Annotated in this window: 19 protein-coding genes; 3 read left to right on the top strand and 16 right to left on the bottom strand. The window is 42.2% G+C overall.

Annotated elements, in window-relative coordinates; all coding sequences use genetic code 11:
• Nucleotides 1-192: 192 nt before the first annotated feature.
• Entirely contained in the window at nucleotides 193-768 is a 576-nt protein-coding gene (locus QJS82_RS07760) for a TerD family protein (protein WP_281490105.1), read from the bottom strand.
• Nucleotides 769-1,133: 365 nt separating this feature from the next.
• Here QJS82_RS07760 and QJS82_RS07755 point away from each other — a divergent pair, with 365 nt between their 5' ends.
• A complete protein-coding gene (locus tag QJS82_RS07755; protein ID WP_281490104.1) occupies nucleotides 1,134-1,799 on the top strand; it encodes a 7-cyano-7-deazaguanine/7-aminomethyl-7-deazaguanine transporter in 666 nt (221 codons plus the stop codon).
• A 436-nt stretch (nucleotides 1,800-2,235) separates the two neighbouring features.
• Here the strand turns inward: QJS82_RS07755 and QJS82_RS07750 are convergent, their stop codons facing one another.
• The 8 genes from QJS82_RS07750 to queC all read right to left on the bottom strand — a co-directional run bounded on the left by QJS82_RS07750 (nucleotide 2,236) and on the right by queC (nucleotide 12,236).
• Nucleotides 2,236-3,300 carry a DUF475 domain-containing protein gene (locus QJS82_RS07750; protein ID WP_201618775.1) on the bottom strand — a complete coding sequence of 355 codons (1,065 nt, stop codon included), beginning with the start codon at nucleotides 3,298-3,300 and terminating at the stop codon, nucleotides 2,236-2,238.
• Between the two features lie 446 nt (nucleotides 3,301-3,746).
• A complete protein-coding gene (locus QJS82_RS07745; protein WP_025650997.1) occupies nucleotides 3,747-4,322 on the bottom strand; it encodes a TerD family protein in 576 nt (191 codons plus the stop codon).
• A 308-nt stretch (nucleotides 4,323-4,630) separates the two neighbouring features.
• A complete protein-coding gene (rlmKL, locus tag QJS82_RS07740; RefSeq protein ID WP_281490103.1) occupies nucleotides 4,631-6,937 on the bottom strand; it encodes a bifunctional 23S rRNA (guanine(2069)-N(7))-methyltransferase RlmK/23S rRNA (guanine(2445)-N(2))-methyltransferase RlmL in 2,307 nt (768 codons plus the stop codon).
• 212 nt (nucleotides 6,938-7,149) lie between these two features.
• Complete coding sequence (locus QJS82_RS07735) at nucleotides 7,150-8,337, bottom strand: mechanosensitive ion channel family protein (protein ID WP_227692326.1); 1,188 nt, start codon at nucleotides 8,335-8,337, stop codon at nucleotides 7,150-7,152.
• A gap of 215 nt (nucleotides 8,338-8,552) precedes the next feature.
• Nucleotides 8,553-10,049 carry a dihydrolipoyl dehydrogenase gene (locus QJS82_RS07730; RefSeq protein WP_281490102.1) on the bottom strand — a complete coding sequence of 499 codons (1,497 nt, stop codon included), beginning with the start codon at nucleotides 10,047-10,049 and terminating at the stop codon, nucleotides 8,553-8,555.
• 73 nt (nucleotides 10,050-10,122) lie between these two features.
• A complete protein-coding gene (locus QJS82_RS07725; RefSeq protein WP_281490101.1) occupies nucleotides 10,123-10,620 on the bottom strand; it encodes a peroxiredoxin in 498 nt (165 codons plus the stop codon).
• Nucleotides 10,621-10,790: 170 nt separating this feature from the next.
• Nucleotides 10,791-11,120, bottom strand: coding sequence for a hypothetical protein (locus tag QJS82_RS07720; RefSeq protein WP_201618771.1), 330 nt, complete (start codon nucleotides 11,118-11,120; stop codon nucleotides 10,791-10,793).
• Nucleotides 11,121-11,519: 399 nt separating this feature from the next.
• A complete protein-coding gene (gene queC / locus QJS82_RS07715) occupies nucleotides 11,520-12,236 on the bottom strand; it encodes a 7-cyano-7-deazaguanine synthase QueC (RefSeq protein ID WP_281491692.1) in 717 nt (238 codons plus the stop codon).
• 646 nt (nucleotides 12,237-12,882) lie between these two features.
• Here queC and ttcA point away from each other — a divergent pair.
• Nucleotides 12,883-13,902, top strand: a complete 1,020-nt coding sequence (ttcA, locus tag QJS82_RS07710; RefSeq protein WP_438656689.1) for a tRNA 2-thiocytidine(32) synthetase TtcA — start codon at nucleotides 12,883-12,885, stop codon at nucleotides 13,900-13,902.
• A gap of 280 nt (nucleotides 13,903-14,182) precedes the next feature.
• Here ttcA and QJS82_RS07705 read toward each other — a convergent pair whose 3' ends face one another.
• From QJS82_RS07705 to ccoN, 6 genes are all read right to left on the bottom strand, one after another.
• Nucleotides 14,183-14,764: a FixH family protein gene (locus QJS82_RS07705; RefSeq protein ID WP_201565695.1), complete on the bottom strand. Its 582-nt coding sequence runs from the start codon at nucleotides 14,762-14,764 to the stop codon at nucleotides 14,183-14,185.
• Between the two features lie 200 nt (nucleotides 14,765-14,964).
• Nucleotides 14,965-16,368, bottom strand: coding sequence for a cytochrome c oxidase accessory protein CcoG (ccoG, locus tag QJS82_RS07700; protein WP_201618769.1), 1,404 nt, complete (start codon nucleotides 16,366-16,368; stop codon nucleotides 14,965-14,967).
• A gap of 510 nt (nucleotides 16,369-16,878) precedes the next feature.
• A complete protein-coding gene (gene ccoP / locus QJS82_RS07695) occupies nucleotides 16,879-18,039 on the bottom strand; it encodes a cytochrome-c oxidase, cbb3-type subunit III (protein WP_281490099.1) in 1,161 nt (386 codons plus the stop codon).
• Complete coding sequence (locus QJS82_RS07690) at nucleotides 18,036-18,218, bottom strand: cbb3-type cytochrome oxidase subunit 3 (protein WP_191690612.1); 183 nt, start codon at nucleotides 18,216-18,218, stop codon at nucleotides 18,036-18,038. Before QJS82_RS07690 ends, ccoP begins: the two co-directional genes overlap by 4 nt.
• Nucleotides 18,218-18,856, bottom strand: a complete 639-nt coding sequence (ccoO, locus tag QJS82_RS07685) for a cytochrome-c oxidase, cbb3-type subunit II (RefSeq protein ID WP_183618776.1) — start codon at nucleotides 18,854-18,856, stop codon at nucleotides 18,218-18,220. Before ccoO ends, QJS82_RS07690 begins: the two co-directional genes overlap by 1 nt.
• A 9-nt stretch (nucleotides 18,857-18,865) precedes the next feature.
• Nucleotides 18,866-20,347 (bottom strand): cytochrome-c oxidase, cbb3-type subunit I, encoded by a 1,482-nt coding sequence (gene ccoN / locus QJS82_RS07680; protein ID WP_281490098.1) that lies wholly within the window; start codon nucleotides 20,345-20,347, stop codon nucleotides 18,866-18,868.
• Nucleotides 20,348-21,248: 901 nt separating this feature from the next.
• Here ccoN and QJS82_RS07675 point away from each other — a divergent pair.
• Nucleotides 21,249-21,638, top strand: coding sequence for an SCP-2 sterol transfer family protein (locus QJS82_RS07675; protein WP_201618767.1), 390 nt, complete (start codon nucleotides 21,249-21,251; stop codon nucleotides 21,636-21,638).
• A gap of 107 nt (nucleotides 21,639-21,745) precedes the next feature.
• Here the strand turns inward: QJS82_RS07675 and QJS82_RS07670 are convergent, their stop codons facing one another.
• A complete protein-coding gene (locus tag QJS82_RS07670; protein WP_281490097.1) occupies nucleotides 21,746-22,726 on the bottom strand; it encodes a hypothetical protein in 981 nt (326 codons plus the stop codon).
• Nucleotides 22,727-22,759 lie beyond the last annotated feature (33 nt).

Below are 22,759 nucleotides of genomic sequence, written 5' to 3'. Positions count from 1 at the left end.
TTTTAAATGCTTCGTTCTCTATAAAAATCATCGTTGTTAATTTAAGCCTGCCAATTACATTTAAAGCCATCAAATGCTTTAAACAGGCACACTTGATGGCTTATTAACTATCGCAATCAAATAATCGATTGCGATAGGGGGCTTGATAGCGGTCTTACAGTTATCGTATAAAACGATGACGTTATTTTAACGTTAAACGTTTACGCCGTAAGAGGCGGCTAATGGTCCAAGACCACCGCTAAAGCCTTGACCGACCGCGCGGAATTTCCAGTCACCGCTATGGCGATATAATTCACCAAAAATCATCGCTGTTTCAGTGCTACCGTCTTCTGATAGGTCGTAACGGGCGATTTCAGCTTCGCCGTTATCGTTTATCACACGGATGTAGGCATCGCCAACTTGACCGAAGTTTTGGTTACGAGCTGTGCCTTCATAGATGATGGCGCAGATAGCGACTTTGCTGACATCAGCTGGGATACTAGCTAGGTTGATTTTGATTTTTTCATCATCGCCGTCGCCTTCACCAGTACGGTTATCGCCGGTGTGCTCAACCGCGCCATTGTCTGACTTTAAGTTATTAAAGAAGATAAAATCTTGGTCGTTACGGACTTTGCCTGCTTCGTTGACCAAAAAGCCAATCGCATCTAAGTCAAATTCTTGACCGTCAGTAGCACGTGGATCCCAGCCAAGACCGACAGTGATATTGGTTAAACCGGGCGCTTCTTTTGATAAGTTTACGTTGCCGCCTTTTGTTAAGCTAATAGCCATATAAATATCCTTTGGATTAATAATTAAGTGGATTTGGTTTTATAAAACAAACTAAAAATAGTGCAGTGATTACTCTCTTAGATAAAGTAACTATCTTAGCGAAAGTATCTTAGCGAAAGTATCTGAGCGCAAAAGGTCAGTAAATCGACCTGTACGCCACGTCCTGCATATCATTACGGTTTACTATACTAAGCGTTTGCTTACTAAGCAAGGCGTATTTTGTGTGACTATATGACATTTATATGTTTGTTTAGAAAAAAAGGGTTTTATGGCTATATCAGACCTATTTTGGCTATTTATCTTAATATGATTTATAATAGCGCGCTCAGGTTCCCTCTACCCTGACTTAAAAAAAGGACTCTTCTATGAGCAGTAGTACCCTTTCAACCACCTCGATTCGATCTATTCGCTATAGCCGTGCTTTATTCTGGCTTGTCAGTTTGCATATCTTTATTATTGCTATCAGTAATTACTTGGTGCAAATACCTGTTGGACTATTTGGTTTTATTACCACATGGGGCGCCGTCACCTTTCCCTTCATCTTTCTGATTACGGATTTGACCGTACGTATATTTGGTCAAAATCTCGCTAGACGCATTATCTTCTTTGCTATGCTGCCAGCGCTGGTGATTTCCTATTATTTCTCAGTAGTTTTTTCAAATGGTCAGTTTGTTGGTCATGAGCATCTGCTGGATTTTAATCTGTTTGTCTTTCGCATTGTTCTTGCAAGCTTTAGCGCTTATGTCGTCGGACAGCTGTTAGATATCCAAGTGTTTAATAAATTACGCCAGCTTAAAACATGGTGGATTGCACCCCTTGCATCGACGTTTATTGGCAATCTTGTCGATAGCTTTTGCTTTTTTGCTATCGCCTTTTATAAAAGCCCTGACCCCTTTATGGCAACGCACTGGGTTGAGATTGGTGCGATGGATTACTTGTTTAAGTTAGTAATGGGCGTGCTTATTTTCTTACCTTTATATGGTGTGATATTGGCAAAGTTGCAGAAAGTGCTTGCCGGGAAGGAAAAATAAGAAAGCAATAAGCTATGTTGAGCGCACTGCTGATGATAGAGATTAAAGGTGTGCGCCATGCATCAAGCGTGTAGACAGACTCAAATTTAACGCCAAAGATTTAGCTAACTATTCAGAAACATCTGCGCATTCAGAAATATCTAAGTATTCAAAAATATCTAAGTATAGTCAGTGAAAAGTAATATCGATACATCACGCGCTGCTGATATCAATTTTTCTTGCTTGCTGTGCCTGCGCAGACAGAGGCTACAAAAAATTGATATCAGCAATACCGTAGCGTTTTCAGGGTATTTTGACTATATTCAAAAATATAGTATGCAAATACAGATAAAAAAACAGGTTATACCAATTGCTTGATATAACCTGTCATTACTACGATTTTCTGTCAAAGCGCTTTTTGCTTAATGTGAACTTAGCGTTGAAACTAAAATTCAAACTAAGTAATCGACTTTGCTTCTCGCTTACGATAATTGAGTGAAGCGACAAACGCCCAACCAATAAAGGTAATACCGATAAGGCCAGTGATAAGCTCTGGCACATGGAATTTCACCGATAACAACATGATGATGGCTAAAGCGCCAATGGCATAATGCGCACCATGCTCAAGGTAAACAAACTCATCAAGCGTGCCTTTATCAACTAAGAAAATAGTCATCGAACGCACAAACATCGCACCAATAGCCAGACCTAGCATGATGACGATAACGTCATTGGTAATCGCAAATGCGCCAATCACGCCATCGAAACTGAATGAAGCATCAAGGACTTCTAAGTATAAGAAACCGATAATACCGCCTTTCATAATCGCGCTAGTTGCAGCACCAGTACTATTACCTTGAGCGTCTAGTTCTTCTTCAAGATCACCTTCAAGCATACCCGAGACCACTTGTACGCCAAGGTATACTAAGATACCCCATACGCCTGCAATCAATACCGCTGCTGATTGCTCAGGGTTAGCAAATGATACCGCAATCATCAACACGATAAGCGCCACAAACACGCTCATGGCATCGACTTTACCCAGTTTTGCCAAGCGGCTCTCGAGCCAATCAAACCAGTGCACTTCTTTATCATCAAAGATAAAGTTCAAGAACACCAATAGTAAGAAGATACCACCAAAGGCTGAGATTTCAGCATGGTGTGCCATTAGTCTTGCCGAGTATTCTTTAGGATCGTTCAATGCCAAATCTATAACTTGCATCATACCAAGATCAGCGGTAACCGCGACGATGACAATAGGGAATACCAAACGCATACCGAAGACGGCGATTAAAATACCGACGGTTAAGAAAATCTTTTTCCAAAATTCGTCCCAGCCTTTAAGGACTGAAGCGTTGACCACCGCATTATCAAATGATAATGAAATCTCCATGACGGCCAAAATAGCGGTAATAGATAAGGTGGTTATCATACCGCCTATACCGCCGTGTGAATATCCCCACCATGCCGCTACCGCTAGGGCAATAATAGTGAAGATAAAGTCTAAATAAAAATGTCTCATGACACATCCTGTCTGGTTGCATAAAGCTAAATTCGGTCTATTATAGACACAAACCGCAAAAAAAGCGGTTATTGCTAACCACTTTTTTGCATAATTTTAAACGAAACATAAAGCATTACCAGTCTTTTAGCTATGAATAATTGTGACTATTTTGCAACCATATTTTACCGTCAAAATAGCGGCTTATAATTACTGTTGAAGTACCTGTTTAAAGGTGCTGTAAACAGTGACTGTTTATAGTGGTTTTAAATAGTGGTTTTAAATAGTGGTTTCAAATAGTGATGTTAAATATTGATTTTCAATAATCACTTTAAAATAGCCACTTTAATTTAAAATAGCCACTTTAAATAGCCACTTTAAATAAATAGCTAAGATCTGCTTTAGGTCTTGGACGTGATCATTCTATAAAAGTCGATTTACGGTAAGGATAAAATATCAAGACCGTGTTAGATATCGACGCCATACTGCTGACACATGGCTTGCAAGCCACCTGAATAGCCTTGACCAACGGCGCGGAATTTCCACTCACCGTTATGACGATAAACTTCGCCAAATACCATCGCGGTTTCAACAGAGTAATCTTCTGCTAAATCAAAACGTACCACTTCCGTGCCAGTTTCTTCGTTCACAACACGGATAAAGGCGTTGGCGACTTGACCAAAGTTTTGGCTACGAGCGGCTGCATCATGAATAGTGACGGTAACGACGATTTTATCGACATCAGCAGGCACTTGGGTTAGGTTTACTTTAACGACTTCATCATCGCCGTCGCCTTCGCCAGTACGGTTGTCGCCGGTATGCTCAACTGCGCCATTGTCAGATTTGAGCTGGTTGTAAAAGATAAAGTCATGATCGCCGCGTACTTTACCCGCCGTGCTGAGTAAAAATACACTGGCATCCAAATCGAACTCAGCGCCAGACGTTGCGCGCTCATCCCAACCAAGACCGATAAGCAGCTTGGTTAAGTTTGGGTCGGTTTTGGTTAGCGATAAGTTACCGCCTTTATTAAGGGATAATGCCATGGAATTGTCCTTGTTATTAGAGTAGGGAAGGTTTAACTATTACAGCGTTAGGAAGGAATGCTATAAAAGCCAAAGTCTATAAATATAAGCGATAGCGGGATTAAACTGTACATAAAACTATCGTTTAACGGTTGTCTAACTATTGCTTAACTATTACTTAGTGACGCTCTATCATAACAACAAAAAATGACCCAATCAAAGCCGATTGGGTCATTGTTATGTGTACGGTTATGTGTACGATAAGACTGATGATAAAGGACAGCGTTTACATGCAGTGCTTAACCTTTACTCGCTTCTATAAATCTAAATTATAGGCTTTGACGATGGCGAATCTCAAAGCTCTGATGAATCGGCTTTTTAACATCAAAATCAAAACCAATGGTTTTTTGGGTGATATCAACAATATCATAGCGCTCAGTCAACTGCTCATCGAGCTCAAAGCGGGTAAAGTTATTGGAGAAATACAACACGCCGTCTGAGGTCAAGCGGTTCATCGCGCGGTTGATGAGAGCCGAATGGTCGCGCTGTACATCAAAGGTACCTTGGAACTTTTTCGAGTTCGAAAAGGTTGGCGGATCAATAAAGATAATATCAAATTGTTCCGTATTGTCTTTAATCCATTCAAAAATATCAGCAGCGACAAACTGATATTTGTTGCGGCTAACGTCAAGACCATTTAGGACAAAGTTTTGCTTGCCCCAATCGAGATAATTCTGTGATAAATCAACGCTGGTGACTTTTTTCGCGCCAGCCAAGGCCGCATGGACACTTGCCGTACAGGTATAAGCAAATAAGTTCAGTACGGATTTATTACGACTGTTGTCTTTGATACGGGCGCGCATATTACGGTGATCAATAAACAAACCGGTATCGAGATAATCGGTAAAGTTGACATAGAAGTACGCGCCATCTTCACGAGCGACATAGAACTTGCCACGCTTTTCAGTATTGCCTTGCTTGCTATATTGGTCATTACCAGACTGACGCGCACGGGTTTTGATAAAGATTTGTTCGCGGTTAATGCCAAAGACTTCACGAATACCCATTAACGCCAAATTAAAGCGTTTTTTCGCCGTTTCAGGTGGAATGGTTTTTGGTGGCGCGTATTCTTGCACGTGCACATAATCGCCATATAAATCGACCGCTACTTTGAAATCAGGCAAATCAGCGTTATAAACGCGTAGATTACTGACAGTGTCTTTTTTAGCCAGCTTCTTCAGCTTGGCAAGATTTTTTTGCAAGCGGTTGATGAAGTCTTGTCCTTCTTCCACTTCAATCTCACGCTTCTCAAAGCGGCTGACCAAATTACCCGTTTGCCCCGCAATCAACGTACCGTAGCGGAAATAAACCGTAATAGCACCGTTATGACAGCGTAAAGTTTTTGGCTCTTTAATCGGCAAGATATCGACTTGTTCGACATTGGCCGCCAAGATTCCAACCATAGGGTCGATATCAATACCAGCAAAACTGTCTTGTAAAATCAGCCCAAGCGCATGATATAACGGCTTAATCATCTCTTCATCACCTAAGCGCTCACCATACGGCGGGTTGGTAATGACTAAAGGATTGCTTAAGCGACCATCATCAACCAGCGGCTTTAGGACGCTGCTGAGTTGGTCAAGAGCGCGAGTCTCAAGGTCAAGCAGTGGTAATAAGTCCTGCAAACCGGCGGCTATCAAGTTCTTTTCTGTCGCCAAAATTGCGCCGCTATCGGCATCAAAGCCCAAAATCAGCGGTAAAGTATCTGGCTGCTCGTTGGTAATGGCCAACGCATCACGGAAACGCGTCTGGGCATCATCAATCATCTGTTGCCACAGCGCATCGTCATGATGCTGCCATTGATAAAAACCAAATTGATTGGCGGCTTTATCAATACCGACCGCATAATCGCAATGCATGAGTAGGGCTTCAATAATAAAAGTACCAGAACCACACATTGGATCAATCAGAGCGTTATATAAAGGGGCATTACCTTGTTCATTTTTCTTATGCCAGCCTGCGCTGTAAAGCAACGCTGCCGCTAAGTTCTCTTTTAATGGCGCTTCGGTCATCGCCACACGGTAGCCACGGCGATGCAAACTGGTGCCTGATAAATCTAGATACAGCTCAGCTTGCTTATCATTGACCGTTGCAAACACCGAAAAATCTGGGTTTTTACTATCGACGTTAGGACGGCTGTCATATACTTCGTTAAAGGTATCGGCAATCGCATCTTTGATACGCAGCATGGCAAATTGCTGACTGACGGCAACGCGTTTATCAACCGATAGACGAATGGCAAACGTTTGCTCTAGCTTAAATTGTTCCGTCCAATCGACCGATTTTGCCAAACCATAAAGCTGCTCTGCCACATCGTATTCAGTATTGATGTTTTTGCGTTTAATCAGCATCAATACCCGTGACGCAACCCGCGACCATAAGCAAATGGTGTATAGGTCACGCAATGTACCAGTCACCGCCAAACGACCAGTACTCTTGATCTCGCTTGCAATACCAAAACTGGTCAGCTCAGTTTGTAGCGGTGCCTCAAGCCCATCGGCACAGGTAATAATAAGGTCAAGCGACAACTCTGCTGAAGCGGCTGGTAAGGAGTTGGGCGTGGTTGTTTCGGTCATACGGATACCTGTGGGCTAAATTGATAAATATTGATAAATAAGGCACATCATAAAATAAGATGTTTAACCGCCAATTTTACCATAATTACGCCATGGATAGTTTAAAGCGGCATTGTTTAAAAGACTGTTTTTAAGAAATGGCTTTTTGTTTTTAAACTAAAATCATGGCGCACCATTGTTTTTTAATATCGTTAAGCAGCTAATGACACTGACTACTTACCGCCTTTTTTTAACGCGGCTGTTTCTGTGACCAATTGCGTAGGAGTCGCAACTGGCTTGGTAACGATAGGGTAAACCTGCTCTGTTGGCATCAGCAGGCGCATATGCGGATAAGGGGTTGAGATATCAGCGGCATCAAAGGCACGTTTGATATTCTCGCGTAAGACTTCTTTGATTTTAGGCATACGTGCAACAGCCGCAGGCTTGACCCAAAAACGCACGATAAAGAATACGCCGTATTCGCCAATCTCATCAACAGTCGCTGAGGTTTCAGGGCGATTTAATACCACGTCGCTCTCAGACAATACTTGTAAAATCACCTCACGTGCCTTGTCGATATCATCTTCAAAAGCAATGCGCATACGGATATCAAAACGTATAAAGTTTTTCGAGGTTAAATTGATGACCACAGAAGAAGCGACGTTTGAGTTGGGGATAATAACGGTGATATTGTCACGGGTTAAGACATGGGTCGTGCGTAAAGCGATAACCACGACGCGCCCTTCATTGTCATTGATATTGACCCAGTCGCCGACTTGAAACGATTGCTCAAGCAAAATGGTAATCCCCGCGATAAAGTTAGCAAGCGTTGATTGGGCGGCAAAGCCCACGGCAATACCGGCAATACCCAAACCTGCCACTAACGATACGATATCAAAGCCAAATTGCGCCATGACGCTGGCAAGTCCGAATACCAATAATAGTACGGACAAGATATTTTTCAGTAGCTGTTCGATAGAAGCGTTTAGACCATAATGCTGCAAAACTTTATGGATAATTTGCCCAGATGATGTCCATAGCACATAATAAATACCCGCCCAAGTACTGGCTTTAGCAGTGGCTTTGACCGTATCTGGCTCAAAATTAAGCTGGCTCATGATAGCTATTAAGCTGGTCACAATCCAAATATAGCGTAGTATTGAGCGAACAATTTTAGATCGGCGCTCATTTAAGCGGATTCTGGTTCTGCTTTTTTTGACAATGTAGATAGCAAGCCAATAAAAAAATCCCAATACCGCCAGTAGTATTAGGATTTTGATGCCCGTACTCACCAATTCTACCGATTTAGCTGACCAGTCTAACGAGTCTTCATCTATGGTGCCGCCGATAGCAAGGTATAGGCTAGTATGTAGGTCGCGAACAATCTCTTGAAAGAAGTCAGTAATACCAGCGATTGCCATTGTTTCATCCATGCAGGGTTTAGGTCTAAATAAAATGGGTATTAAAAAGTCTGATTGTAAATTAACTCAAATCGCTCAGGCAAATCAACTATGACCTTGATTGCCTTGAGCGTTCATTTGAGCACTAACTTAAAGTGACATAAGTCAAAACGACAAAAGTATGAAGCATAATTTTATTAAAAAAAATTGCCGCTTATCTTGTTAAAAGCAAATACTTAAAAATTGCCTTCTTGGGTATCATGCGATTGATAAGGTATCTTCATCATACGCTGAACATCACGTAATGCGGTACGCAAACCTTCTAATATCGTCGGATGATAAAAAGGCGTATCAAGCATGTCTTTGATACTTAAATCATTGGTAATTGCCATCGCCAATATATGTCCAATATATTCCGCATCAGGGCCAACCATACTAGCGCCCAAGATTCTATCGGTCTTTTTGCAACCATAAATATGCAATAAACCGCAGTTAACACCCATCACGCGGCTACGTCCTTGATTGTCAAAGCTCACTTTGCCAATCACATGCTCAAGCTCTGAGTCTGCTTGGATTTCAGGTAGCGACATGCCGACGTTCACGATTTGTGGCGCGCAAAATACAATGGAAAATGGCGTGGCAGGCGGGCGAATATAGGCGTCTGTCTTATTGTCGCAAACAAGGCTGCCGGCGCTAAACCCTTCATCACTGGCTACATGTAATAAAGGAAGATTGGCATTGGCATCACCAACGATATAGACTTCTAAATCACCGATTTTACCAGTCTTTTTATCAAGCTGCTTTGGGCGATTTTTATCATCAAGCTCAACGCCTAGGTTTTCAACACCAAGCTCATCGATGTTATTACGGCGACCTGTGGCAACCAGTACGTATTCGCCTTGCCACTGCTGCGTTTGACCCGCGCTATCTTCATAATTAATAAAGGCAACCGAGCCTTTATCGATTGAATTTTCCTGAATACCAACCTCGGTAATGTTACTACCTAAATGCATGGTTAGTTCGCGACTTAAGCAATCGATGGCTTTATTATTAATGTCATCGTCTTTTAAACTGGCGACGCGTTTGACACGATTAAATAAAGTAACGTCGACGCCTAAGCGTTTAAAGGCTTGGGCAAGCTCTAAGCCGATGGCACCTGCACCAACCACCGCCAGTGACTTTGGTAAATCAGTTAGCTCGAAGACAGTGTCAGAGGTAAGCATGGTATCGCCAAGCTTATCTGCCCAGCCTTCTGGGATAAAGGTTGAGCTACCAGTCGCGACAATGATTTTATCCGCTTCGATTAGCTCATTGTTAACCTCAATCAATCCCTGTTCATTGATATAAGCGCGACCCGCTATTTTCGTTTCTGCAGGCCAACTTTCTACTTGCTCCTCAACGTAGCTGGCAAAATGATCACGCTCAGCGCGAACCCGCGCCATGACTTGTTTGCCATCTATTTGCGCGCTGGCATGCACACCAAACTCGCCAGAATGATAGGCCTCATGCGCGCGGTCAGCAGCAGCAATAAGCAGTTTACTTGGCATACAACCGACCGCAATACAGGTGGTTGTCCAAAATCCATCATTAATAATTATGACGTCGTCTTTTAATTTGCGGGCTTGGCGAAAGGCGTTTTGACCAGCAGTACCTGCACCAATGACCGCAACCGATACCTTGCGTGTCACTTTTGTATGGCTACTGTCAGCAGTGTTATCAGGCTGTTTATTCATAATATTCTCAAAGGCGAATGTGATATTAGGTGATAGATTTGCACAAAAAACGATGAAAAAGGCTATTGAGAAATTAAGGCGTTAACGTATTCAGTAAACGCTCAGTATAGCCTGCCGCGCGTAAGTTACGCTGCGCATGGGTAAGCGTACCATTTTTATCAAAGACAAATGCTGAACGTACTAGACCTAAGCTGACTTTGCCATACATATTTTTTTCTTTAATCACATCAAAATATTGGCATAATTTCTCATCACTGTCGCTAATCAAGGGAATATGCAAATTGTACTTAGCGATGAATTTTTCGTGAGACTCAACGCTATCGCGCGACACACCGATGATATCGTAGCCCAATTCATCAAACGCATTGATATGAGTAGTAAATTCTGTCGCTTGCGTGGTACAGCCTGGGGTATTGTCTTTTGGATAAAAATATAAGATAAGCCCCTTATCGGTATGGGCAACCAGCTCTTTTAGGCTGATATCGTCATGAATAAAATTGTCGTCTAGCTCGCGCACGATAGTGACCGGAAAATCGGGCAGGGCAAGGTTCTCTGTAGTGGGCTTAGCCATTATAAAATCCTTATTAGTTTCGGTTATGCGTATATTATAGTAGGTGGTCTTATTATAGGCAGATTGGCAGAAATAAATACTCCGTTTTACACATCACTTATTCATTCGCAACAAAAAAGACTGGCGATGACCAGTCTTTTGTATTTTGCAGCAAATATCTTTTACGTGCTTTAAGCAGGTTTTTGTGGCTGCTTTAAATCCAAACCAACCGTGCATTGCTGCAGGTCTTTTTGCATTTTTTTCACGTAAGGTAAGCTTGATGGGTCTTTTTTATCTTGCGCGTAGCTTTCAATTTCCCACATCTGACCAATGGTCATCTCGCTACGAACACCGATGGTGCATTTACATAATTTGGTCGCAGTATTTTTGTCAGCGACCTTATATTTGACCGCGCCATTAACACAAGTATTGATATTATTTTGCTTGATATTGGCAGCGTTTGCTTGTGGCAATGCAAACAGAGCAGCTAGGGCTAGGGGTAATACGGGTAACAACTTCATAAACATCCTCTATAGGTCGCGTCAATTTTTCAGATTTTATAGGCAAAAATCTTGGTCGTTTTATTTGGTTACTGGTCTAAGTATTGATTTTAGCACTGATTTTAATAATGGTTAGGACACTAGTTTTGTCACTTATTTTATAACTTGCATGAGCAAATATATAGGCAATTCTCCATCTATATAGCGCTCATTACATTTAGCTAACTATCAGTACGATTATCTTGTCATTGATATAGTCGCCCATACCATAGCAAGTAAATTGCTTAAAATACAACGCCAGCGTGCTGTGTTAATGCAAGCAAATGTTGCGCAAATATTTAATGAGCTGCGCTATTAAGACAATCATACTCGTACTTTAAGGTAGCTATAAGCCTGTTTTTACAGTATTTATTCAGGCTATTAAGGCTGATAATGAGTAGGATCAGCAACGCCAGCTTGGGCAAATCCTTGGCGGCGCAGCACACAGCTGTCGCAAATGCCGCAAGCCAACCCATCGATATCTGCTTGATAACAAGAAATCGTCTGCCCATAATCGACCCCTAACGATAAACCAAGCTCGATGGTTTTGGCTTTAGATAACTGCTGCAGTGGTGTTTGAATCGATAAATGGTGACCGGTGACGCCAGCTTTGGTGGCAAGATTGGCCATGTGCTCAAAGGCAGCGATATATTCGGGACGGCAATCAGGGTAGCCTGAATAATCGACGGAGCTTACGCCAATGACGATATGGTTGGCATCGGTCACTTCAGCAACTGCCAAGGCGTAAGATAAAAATATGGTATTACGCGCAGGCACATAAGTGTTTGGGATAGCGTCGTTATCGATCTCATCACGTTTTTTACTGGGGAATTTATCGGTATCGCCATCAGGGACAATCATGCTGTGGTCGGTGAGTGATGAGCCGCCAAGCTGCGCGATATCGATATCAATAATGCGATGATTGACTGCTGCGGTTTCAGCGATGGCTTTAGCGGCGACCAGCTCACTATTATGACGTTGACCATAATTAAAACTGACCGCCGTCACAGAAGCATAGCGCGCCTTTGCCCAATACAAACAAGTCACGGAATCAAGCCCGCCTGATAGTAGCACCACGGCATTTTGGCTTTTATACAGCGCCGTCAAGTTAGCGTCGTTTGCTGGATTGGTAGAGGAAGTCTGTGCAGTAACATGAGTCATAGTGGTATCTATTATTAGTTTGAAAGTATTGGTTCAAAAATATGGATTTACGAAAGCCGTCTATTTTAGCAAAAATAGCCCCGTTACAGAACCTTGAAGGTGTTATTAAAAGAGGGCTAAAGCGTGATTAAGTAGTGGCTAAAGGATGGTTCAGTCAGCACTGTATTTATATTATCCATCAAACACTATTAATCAGACATAGGGCAATCAAACAGGCGATTAGGCATAAGTGCTGTTATCAAGTTAAATAACAGTCTTAAGTAGCCTTCTTAAGTTGCCCTGATGTTTATCCTTATCAATTAACGTCATATTTTCAATCTGTTAGCAAAATTTGTTATAATCGCTGCTTTTAAAGCCCGCGTGCTAAAAAATATTGCTAACTACTTTATAGTAAAATCAACCTTGTAAAGATATTGAGTAACTTATGACCGTAGCAACCTTGTTTACGCCACAAATCATCCCTCAGTTGGATGCTGCTTCTACGGATGCTAGCTCTGCCGAGACTGGTTGGGATAGCTATGCATTAGATACGGATGTCGCTGACGAATCTAACGAATCTGATGGAGTTGCGCATGACAATGATATGGCTGAGCAATTATCATCTAATCAGCTGCTACCGACTGAAACGGCACAATTTCGCAAGCTACAAAAAAAGCTACGCCGCCAAGTATCATGGGCGATTCGCGATTTTAATATGATTGAAGATGGCGACGTCATCATGGTTTGTGTGTCAGGCGGCAAAGACAGCTATACACTGCTAGATATCTTGTTGTTACTTAAACGTATTGCCCCGATTAGCTTTGATATCGTCGCGGTCAATCTTGACCAAAAGCAGCCCGGTTATCCTGAAGATATTTTGCCTGCTTATCTGAATGAGCAGGGTATCGCGCATTATATTTTAGAAAAAGACACTTATAGTATCGTCAAAAGCGTGGTGCCAGAAGGTAAAACTTATTGCTCGGCTTGTTCACGTCTGCGCCGTGGCTCGCTATACGGCTTTGCCAAACAAATTGGCGCAACTAAAATCGCCCTTGGCCATCATCGCGATGATATGCTGGCGACGTTCTTTTTAAACTTATTTCACGGCGGCGCGCTTAAATCGATGCCTCCTAAACTGCTCAGCGATGATAAGCAAAACTTGCTGATTCGCCCGCTTGCCTACGTTGAAGAAAAAGACATCATTGAATATGCGCGTTTAAAAGAATTTCCGATTATTCCGTGCAATCTATGCGGTAGCCAAACCAATCTACAACGGGCGATTATCAATGACATGCTACGCGAATGGGATGACGCCCATCCGCAGCGCTTAGCGTCTATTTTTAAAGCCATGCAAAACGTCGCACCGTCGCAATTAGCCGATCGTGAATTATTTGATTTTGAGACATTAAGCATCGAGCGTGATGATAATGAGCGCTTATTTGAAGGCGATAATATCCAAGCAGGGCAGACCGATAGTCTGGCTGAGATTGGCTTACCTGTAGCACCAAAAACTCAAGTCTTTAATCCAAAATTTGCCAATAATCAGAACACGGGCGCAGCAGATGAAACGGAAAAAAACAGCCGTATAACGCAGAAAATTCCAACGATTAATCCTGTCATTTAATGAGCTGATGGTTTAAAGCTATAGTCAAAATATCCTAAAAACGCTACGGTATTGCTGATATCAATTTTTTGTAGCCTTTGTCTGCGCAGGCACAGCAAGCAAGAAAAATTGATATCAGCAGCGCGTGATGTATCGATATTATTTTTTACTGACTATATGTTGCTTCAATAATCTTAAGTTAATTTGATAACGTTAAATCCATAAAAGTTAGCCCCAAAAAAACCAGCCCTTAATAACTATGGGCTGGTTTTTTTAATCTAAAATAGCTATTTAAATAACACTAGCTTTCGGCAAACACCGGTAGCGGATTAAAACTTACCTCTGAGCGTGGCAATTTTGCTACATCTTGCATACGCCAATCATCCTTACCATCATTACTAACTTGTAAGTAATATTTGGCTTTGACTGGGTCAATATTTACCTGAGCGCTATATTTGTTGCCTTCTTCATGTTTTAACACAACATCACGATCTTTTTTGATATCGGTGGCATGTGAGATAGATAACTCTAAGGTATCAGGATAAGTAACCGGCTCACCATTTGATAATTTACCAGACTGCAAGCTCTGCTCAGGATAATTTAGATAAAACACGATATCACCATTATCGGCAAACTGCATTTGACCGTGTAAGTCTAAATCATAGGTGAGCTTGTCGCGCGAGACGTCATGATAGAGGGTTTTACCATCCATATACCAATCGTCACGTACCACACTGTCACGTATTTGGTAAGAATAATAGACAAACCAGATGCAGGCAATAACGACTAACGCTGGCATGCCAATGACAAAAATAACCACCATATAGTTTTTGTACCATGGCTGGCTATCTTGATGCTTAAAGTTGGGGGCTGGACTAGACATAACATACCTATTAATCAGATATTCGTTTATAGCTGTCTATTAGAGAGTTATAAACGGTATCAACGGATAAAATGATGGCTCAATACTGCCAGATTAATGACGAAATATTCACCCGCTAATCATTGATGGATAGTCATCAACCAACAGCTAATAACTAACGGACGAGAGTTATAAAATATAGTAATTAAGCACGCAAAGACTTATTGTCCTTGCGTGGTAAAGATGTTTTGTTTGCTGACATTATACTGACCATTTTCGCTCTTCACATTTAAAGTAACTGGTGTTTGACCAAACTCAATCACATCAGGGTCACCATAAATACTCACTGGCATATCAAAGCTTTCACCAGCCTCTAACGGCACATCGTTAAAGCGTAACTCTAAGCTCAAACCGTCTTGTGGCTCAAGGGTTATCTTATAAGTGTGAGGCTCTTGCGTTTTGTTGGTTAATTTAACGATATAGCTGTTCTCAATCATGCCTTGCTGATTCAATGACGACAACTGGTTGCGGTCACGGCGAATATCAATCTCTAGCGGTACGCGATCATTCAAGGCATAAATTACGCCGCCACAAAGCACGGTCAGTAAGGTTAAGTAGGCGAAGAAGCGCGGACGGAATATTCGGCTTGGCTCTTTTTCGACCAATTGACGCTCTGTTGTATAACGAATCAGCCCGCGTGGGTAGCCAACTTTATCCATTACATCATTACACGCATCGATACAGGCAGCGCATTGGATACAAGCTACTTGCAAACCATCACGAATATCAATACCCGTTGGGCAGACCTGCACACACATCTGACATTCGATACAGTCGCCTAAATCCTCAGGGTTGGTGCCTTTTTTGCGCGCGCCGCGAGGCTCACCGCGTTCATAATCGTAAGAAACGATTAACGTATCTTTATCGAACATCACGCTTTGGAAGCGACCATAAGGACAGATTTGCACGCACATCTGCTCACGCATATAACCTGCATTGACGTAGGTCGAGAAAGCAAAAATAAATATCGATACCCATATCCACGTTGACCAATCAGGGAAGGGGATAAACCCTATCATCTGCCAATTTTGATACAACGCCTCAGTACCCGACACATAACTGACGAAAGTCGTGGCGGTAATCATCGAAAACACAAACCAGATAAAATACACTAAAAAACGCTTAAACACTTTCTGTGCGCTCATAGGCTCTTTATCGAACTTCATACGCTTGTTACGATCGCCAATCACCAGCTTTTCAACATATTGGAACATATGCGTCCAAATGGTCTGGGGACAGGCATAGCCACACCACACCCGTCCGGCGTAGACAGTCACCATAAATAGGGCAAAGGCAGCAATAAGCGCAAAAGCAGCAATAAAGTAAAAATCTTGGGTTAAAAAGGTCATGCCAAAAATATAATAATGCTGCGACGGCACATCAAACCAGATTGCTTGCCTACCGTTATAACGTAGCCACGGTAAAATCAGAAATAATGCCAAAAACGCATACATGCTAATGACACGGATGTTTTGATAAAATCCGGTGACAAATCTGGGATGCACACGTTTTTTATTGGCGTTAAGATCGACGACAGGGATTTTATTGGATTGTTGTGCTGACATAAACGTGCCTCTTTAAAAAAAGAATCAGTCTGCTGGCATGATGAACAAATACCCTAAATAACTGGATATATGAATGTGCGATGTTATCAATGTCAGTAAGTAGCTAGACATACTGAAAGTCAAAATATGCTGACTCGACTACCAAATGAGCGATTGTAAATAATGGGTTTAAATATGCTTAAATGGATGATTCAATAGTGTTTCTCATAGATAGCTATTTTAACATTCTCCCTACTATAAATGGGGCAATAATGCTAGAAAGCAACATTAATCTCATCATTATTGATAGCCAAATGCAATAATAGCATCTACTTATGAGAAACAAGTCATAAGTAAGGGACAAATGACCGAGTCTAATTATTGCTAATGAGAGTATTAAGGTTTTTATTGAATTTACTCACTATAACCAACATTTAGCCCTCAGTGAATAACTAAAAAGGGAGAACTGCAATAACAGTCCTCCCTTTTTTAAACTTACTTATTTACGATATAGCGACTGACTAAATATGATTAGTTAGCGGCTGTTGTTTCTGCTGTAGCGGTTGCGGTTGTCGCTGCCTGAGGAGCAGGGGCAGAGACTGTTTTTGCTTTAGCAGGTTGAGCGCTTCTGTCTGATAGAGAGTAAACATAAGCAGCAAGCAACATAATGCGCTCATTACCCAGTTTGGTTTCCCACTCAGGCATTACGCCTGCACGACCATAACGTACCGTTTCGCGAATGGTTTCACGATCGCCGCCGTATAGCCAGATTTTATCTGTCAAGTTTGGCGCGCCAGTAGAAGTCATACCTTTTGCGTCTGGACCATGACAAAGTACACAGTTGGTTGGCTCGTTGAAGATTGCCTCACCCTGAGTGACTTTGGCTTTATCCAACTCATAACCTGGTTGATTGCCAGATATTGATAGGACATATTCAGACACGGCACGAACACCGTCTTCACCGATTTGGTCGCGCCATGCGGTCATACCACCGACGCGGCCGTTATGTAGAGTCGTCAAGATATTTGTCGCCTCACCGCCATATAACCAGTCATTATCGGTAAGATTTGGATAGCCTGCCGCACCTTTGGCGTTAGAGCCATGACAAACTGCACAGTTCTGTAAGAACAAGCGACTACCAACCTTCAATGCATTCGGGTTTTCAGCCAGCTTTTCTATATAAGGTGCCAACTCGGCCACTTTCTCGTCGATTTGAGCCTGTAGCTCTGCTGGTGGCTTCTCACTATGACGCAGGGTTGCTTGCATCTCAGAAAGCGTTGCTAGGGTTTTTGTTGCACCGCTCGCATCAGCCTTGGCCAAAATGTTTTGCTCAAAGTTATCGGTAAATACTTTGTTATTACTTTCAAGTTCGCTGTTCAACTCGTTATGAGAAGTCCATGGTAAGGTTTTGCCATCCACTTCTACGGTTGTAATACCTTCCCACTTTGATGGAAAGATAGCAGGGAAAAATATCCAGTATGCAACGGCCCAAATGATTGAGCCAAAAAATATCACTAGCCACCATTTAGGGAGTGGCTTATCGTATTCCTGAATGCCATCGTAAGTGTGACCAGTGGTACCGTCTTCCTCTACTTCTGGCTTGTACTTCAAAACCATTAGCAAAACACCGAGGATACCCGCCCAACACATAATACTTAGTATGGTGATCCAAGAACTCCAAAAAAATGTCATCGTTTATCCTTATTGCGCTGCTCTTCAGACAAAGATTCGATATCTTCGTCATCAAGCGCAAGTTGTGCATCTTCTTCGAAGCGTTTTTTGTTTTTTGGCGAATACGCCCACCATGCAACGCCTACGAAGGCAATAAAGGCAGAAACGGTCGCAATTGTTTGTAATTCACCAATACCCATTAGCGCTGTCCTTCCATCGCGGTACCTAACTGCTGTAAGTAGGCAACCAAAGCATCAAGCTCAGTGGCACCAAGTACAGCATCTGGTGCGCCTTCGATATCTTCTTCAGTATAAGGCACACCGAAGCGATCGCGGAATAGACGCATTTTGGCTTGAACATTGCTACCATTAACTTCATTGGTTGCAAGCCAAGGGAAACCAGGCATTACTGATTCAGGTACTAAAGAACGTGGCGCAATCAGATGCTGTTTTTGCCAGTCTTCAGAATAGCGTCCACCGACACGTGCAAGGTCAGGACCAGTACGTTTTGAACCCCATAAGAATGGATGGTCCCACGTTGATTCTGCAGCACGCGAATAAGGTCCATAACGCTCAACTTCAGCACGTAACGGACGAATCATTTGGGTATGACAGACGTGACAGCCTTCACGAATGTAGATGTCACGACCTTCAAACTCAAGTGCAGTCCATGGCTCCATGGCGGGAAGGGGAGCGTTCACCCCACCTTCTTCAGGACCCTTGTTATCATAAATCAGCGGTACGATTTCGACGAGCGTTGCAAAGCTAATGGCAATGACAATACCGATAACCAACAAGCCGGTATTTTTTTCAATAATTTCATGCGGTGTACCAGACATGATCGCTCCTTATACGTTAGCTGCCGAAGGTTTATCAACACTAGGTTCATGATCTGTTGGGTCAGCGATATCTACAGGCTTACCTTCTGGCATTTGCAGTGTTTTATAAACGTTATATGCCATAACAAACATACCCGATACATACAATAGGCCACCAAAAGCACGACCGATATATGGGAAATGTGAGAACTCAACCGTATCAACGAAGCTGTACACCAACGTACCGTCTGGGTTGGTCGCAAGCCACATCATGCCTTGGCCAATACCTGAAATCCACATAGAGACGATATAGAAGATAGTACCTGCTGTTGCCAACCAGAAATGCGTGGTGATTAAGCTGATTGAGTACATTTTTGGTTTGTTATAGATACGTGGTAACAGTACGTATAGCGAACCAATGGTAATCATACCAACCCAGCCAAGCGCACCTGAGTGTACGTGACCTACAGTCCAGTCAGTGTTATGAGATAAGGCGTTGACGGTCTTAATAGACATCATTGGACCTTCAAACGTCGACATCGCATAGAACGACAATGCCACAATCATAAAGCGAATGATCGGATCGGTACGTAACTTATCCCAACTACCTGATAGCGTTAGTACCCCGTTAATCATACCCCCCCAAGATGGTGCAAATAGGATGATTGAGAATACCATTGCTAATGACTGTGTCCAATCTGGAAGCGCTGAATAATGCAAATGGTGACCACCAGCCCACATGTATGATGCAATCAATGCCCAAAAGTGAACGATAGATAAACGGTAAGAATAAATAGGACGACCAATCTGTACTGGAACGAAGTAATACATCATCCCAAGGAAAGCGGCCGTTAAGTAGAAACCTACCGCATTATGTCCGTACCACCACTGCACCATCGCATCAGTTGCACCGCCAAATAACGAATAAGATTTAAACGCACTAACAGGGATAGCCATACTGTTTACGATATGCAGTAGAGCAATCGTAATAATAAAGGCCGCAAAGAACCAGTTAGCCACATAAATATGTGAGGTTTTACGTTTGATTAGCGTACCGAAGAAGACGATGGCGTAAGAAATCCACACCAAGGCAATCAAAATATCGATCGGCCACTCAAGCTCGGCGTATTCTTTGGTAGACGTTAACCCTAAAGGCAGGGTGATAACGGCGGCGACGATAACCGTCTGCCAACCCCAAAAGGTGAACCAGGCCAAATAAGGCGCAAATAGCCTCGTTTTACAGGTACGCTGGACAATATAGTAAGACGTTGCGAACAGGGCAGAGCCACCGAACGCAAAAATGACCGCATTGGTGTGGAGCGGTCTTAGGCGACTAAATGTCAACCATGGAATGTCAAAGTTGAGTGCTGGCCATGCTAACTGTGAAGCAATGAACACACCAATACTCATGCCGACGATGCCCCATATCACGGCCATTATCGTAAAGAATCTTACGACAGTGATTTCATATTCACGGTCAACTGGGGCGACTGCTGTGTTTTGTAAACTCATTGGATGATTCCTTTACAGCCCGAATTATCAACAGAATTAACTAACTCTCCGCGGCAGCTGTCTTATAAAAATTTATAAGCAGACAATGATTGCGGTACATGCTATTTTTTGACTACTCTTATCAGTCTTGCCATTATTAACTATCAACTTCGCTAGTTATCAGCTATCGCTGATGAGTAGAGGACGGCGATAAAAACGCACTGCGCTCACAGCTAGTCGATAGTAGGATTGTTAATAAACGGTCATATTTGATAAGAGAACGTGCCTTCCTTGAGCATCAAACATCTATTGAGGCTGAGTATGTATCTTAATTATTACTGATAAAAACAGTATGAACGAAGATAGATACTGATATTCAACTGGCGCTAAAAAGCTTATGCACCATCAATGTATGCTAGCGGCGGCTGACAAAAAAACATGTTTACGTAATGTTTAGTTAAAACTCCCGACTCTGTTTAAGGGTATTGTAACGCAAACCTAATCAAATATCATCAGAACTATGCGCCAAAATACAAACTCTTTGGTAAAAATACGCGCCAACAACTTAATATTGCAGCATTATGCTCCCATTTTATACCCAATTTCCCTACTATTCTAGGGGTGAAAAAACATAGTGCTAACATAGCAAAAATACAAACTTATCAGAAAAATTTGTAACCATGACGACATTGAACCTTTAAGAGGCTATAAATAAGTTTTACTTATTATCAAGTCGCATCTTATAATGGCGCTGAACAGTATTGCTGACAGGACGTTTTTATGCTTCTGTTAACAATTATTTTAATCATTGAAATAGCGGTCAGTCTTATGCCTTTAACGGCACAAGCTGTCCATACATAAGCTTTTTATACATGAATTTTTTATAAATGAGCTTTTCATAATAGGTATTAAGGATAATAATATGGCAGTTTTTTTGACAGACGAATGGTTTGAGCAAGTTGAGCAAATGGGTCAAGAAGCCGGTGAACTAAATCTACCACCAGCATTGGCTAATATGATTGTGAACCTAAAAGTATCTGATACTGAGCAAGATATCGAAGCCAGTTTTGCTAATGGTTTATTACATCGCGGCTTAAATGACGCAGCGACGACGACTTTATTGCTTGATCGCAGCATCTTACAATCAATCATCACTGATTTTGATACCAATGAAATCATGGGCGCCTTTATGGGTGGTAAAATCCGTGTTGAAGGCGATATGTCACAATTGATGGCAGTACAAACGGCGCGTCCTAGTGCTGAGCAAAAAGAGCTTTATAGTCGTATTAAGTCAATGACTACCATGGCTTAATGGTTTGTCTTGAGTTTTATAAAATATAACGCTTAATATAAAAAAGCCCTTAATATTAATTAAGGGCTTTTTTATTGACAAATTTAACAGTATAGGACTGTATTAAATTAGCTGGCTTTTGATTGTTGCGCGCTTGCTTGCGATTCTTGATTTTCTTTATAAATCGCTGCTTGTAACCAGATATTCGCCTGTACATAGTCATGAACTTGGATAGCAGCAGTGGTTGAAGTTTTAGGCGCACCAATACGGATTACAAATGGGTCAGCATCTTGCTCACGCAGTACCACCACATCAAATAAGATGATGGGCTTACCATTAAACAGCGTTTCTTGCTTACCAAGCACCTGACCTTGACACCAAGCTTCATCTTCTTGCCCTAAGGTATCACCAAACAGGTAAGCGCACATATGACCTAAGTTAATCTCAACCGGTGCCATTTGTTCTTTGGTCTCTGGCTGCCACGCTTTGATTTGCTCTTGTAAATCATCGGGCATTTTTCCATCGTTGGCGGCGACAATGTCGTTAAAAGCGCGATGGTAGCGAATGGCTTCTTGGTCTTCGACCATAATCACTTCGTCTTGTTCACTCAGCTTAATCTCATGCGCCCAAGCACTGAAATTCACATAATACGCCATATCCTGCTGATATAAATGACGGTTGGCCGTATAAAGCTGGTCAAAAGCATAGATGATGCTGCCATCAGCGGTGCGTAAGCGTAATACCGCATCATGGGTATTGTCATTGACAATCATACGTTCGATTTTGCACGTCAGCCCATAAGGGCTATCGACACAAGGGTAGGCATTGATAAAGCATTCAGGCTTGCCATCTTTCATCGCCAGCACTTGATTGATATGACAAGGCTGATCTTCAGATAGCAGCAAACAGCTGTCTTTGGCACTGACATTGCTGTTAAGCCCTTTCGGCATAGCAGCTTTTTCAATCATCTTTTGCAGCCATTCTGGCACGTCTTGACTCATGTCATCGGTCAAAATGCGCCAATGATCGGCGTGACCGGCAGACTGCTCGTCAGATAGAGTGATTTTGGTGGGGGATTGGATATTTTTATATTGATAATTAATGGTCATGAATATACTCAAACTTAAGTCAGCCATGAGGTT

This window comes from Psychrobacter maritimus (assembly GCF_029953575.1).
In the GTDB taxonomy this organism is placed as follows: Bacteria; Pseudomonadota; Gammaproteobacteria; order Pseudomonadales; family Moraxellaceae; genus Psychrobacter; species Psychrobacter maritimus.
Note: the sequence above shows the minus strand (reverse complement) of the source record. Positions and strands in the feature narration are given on the sequence as shown.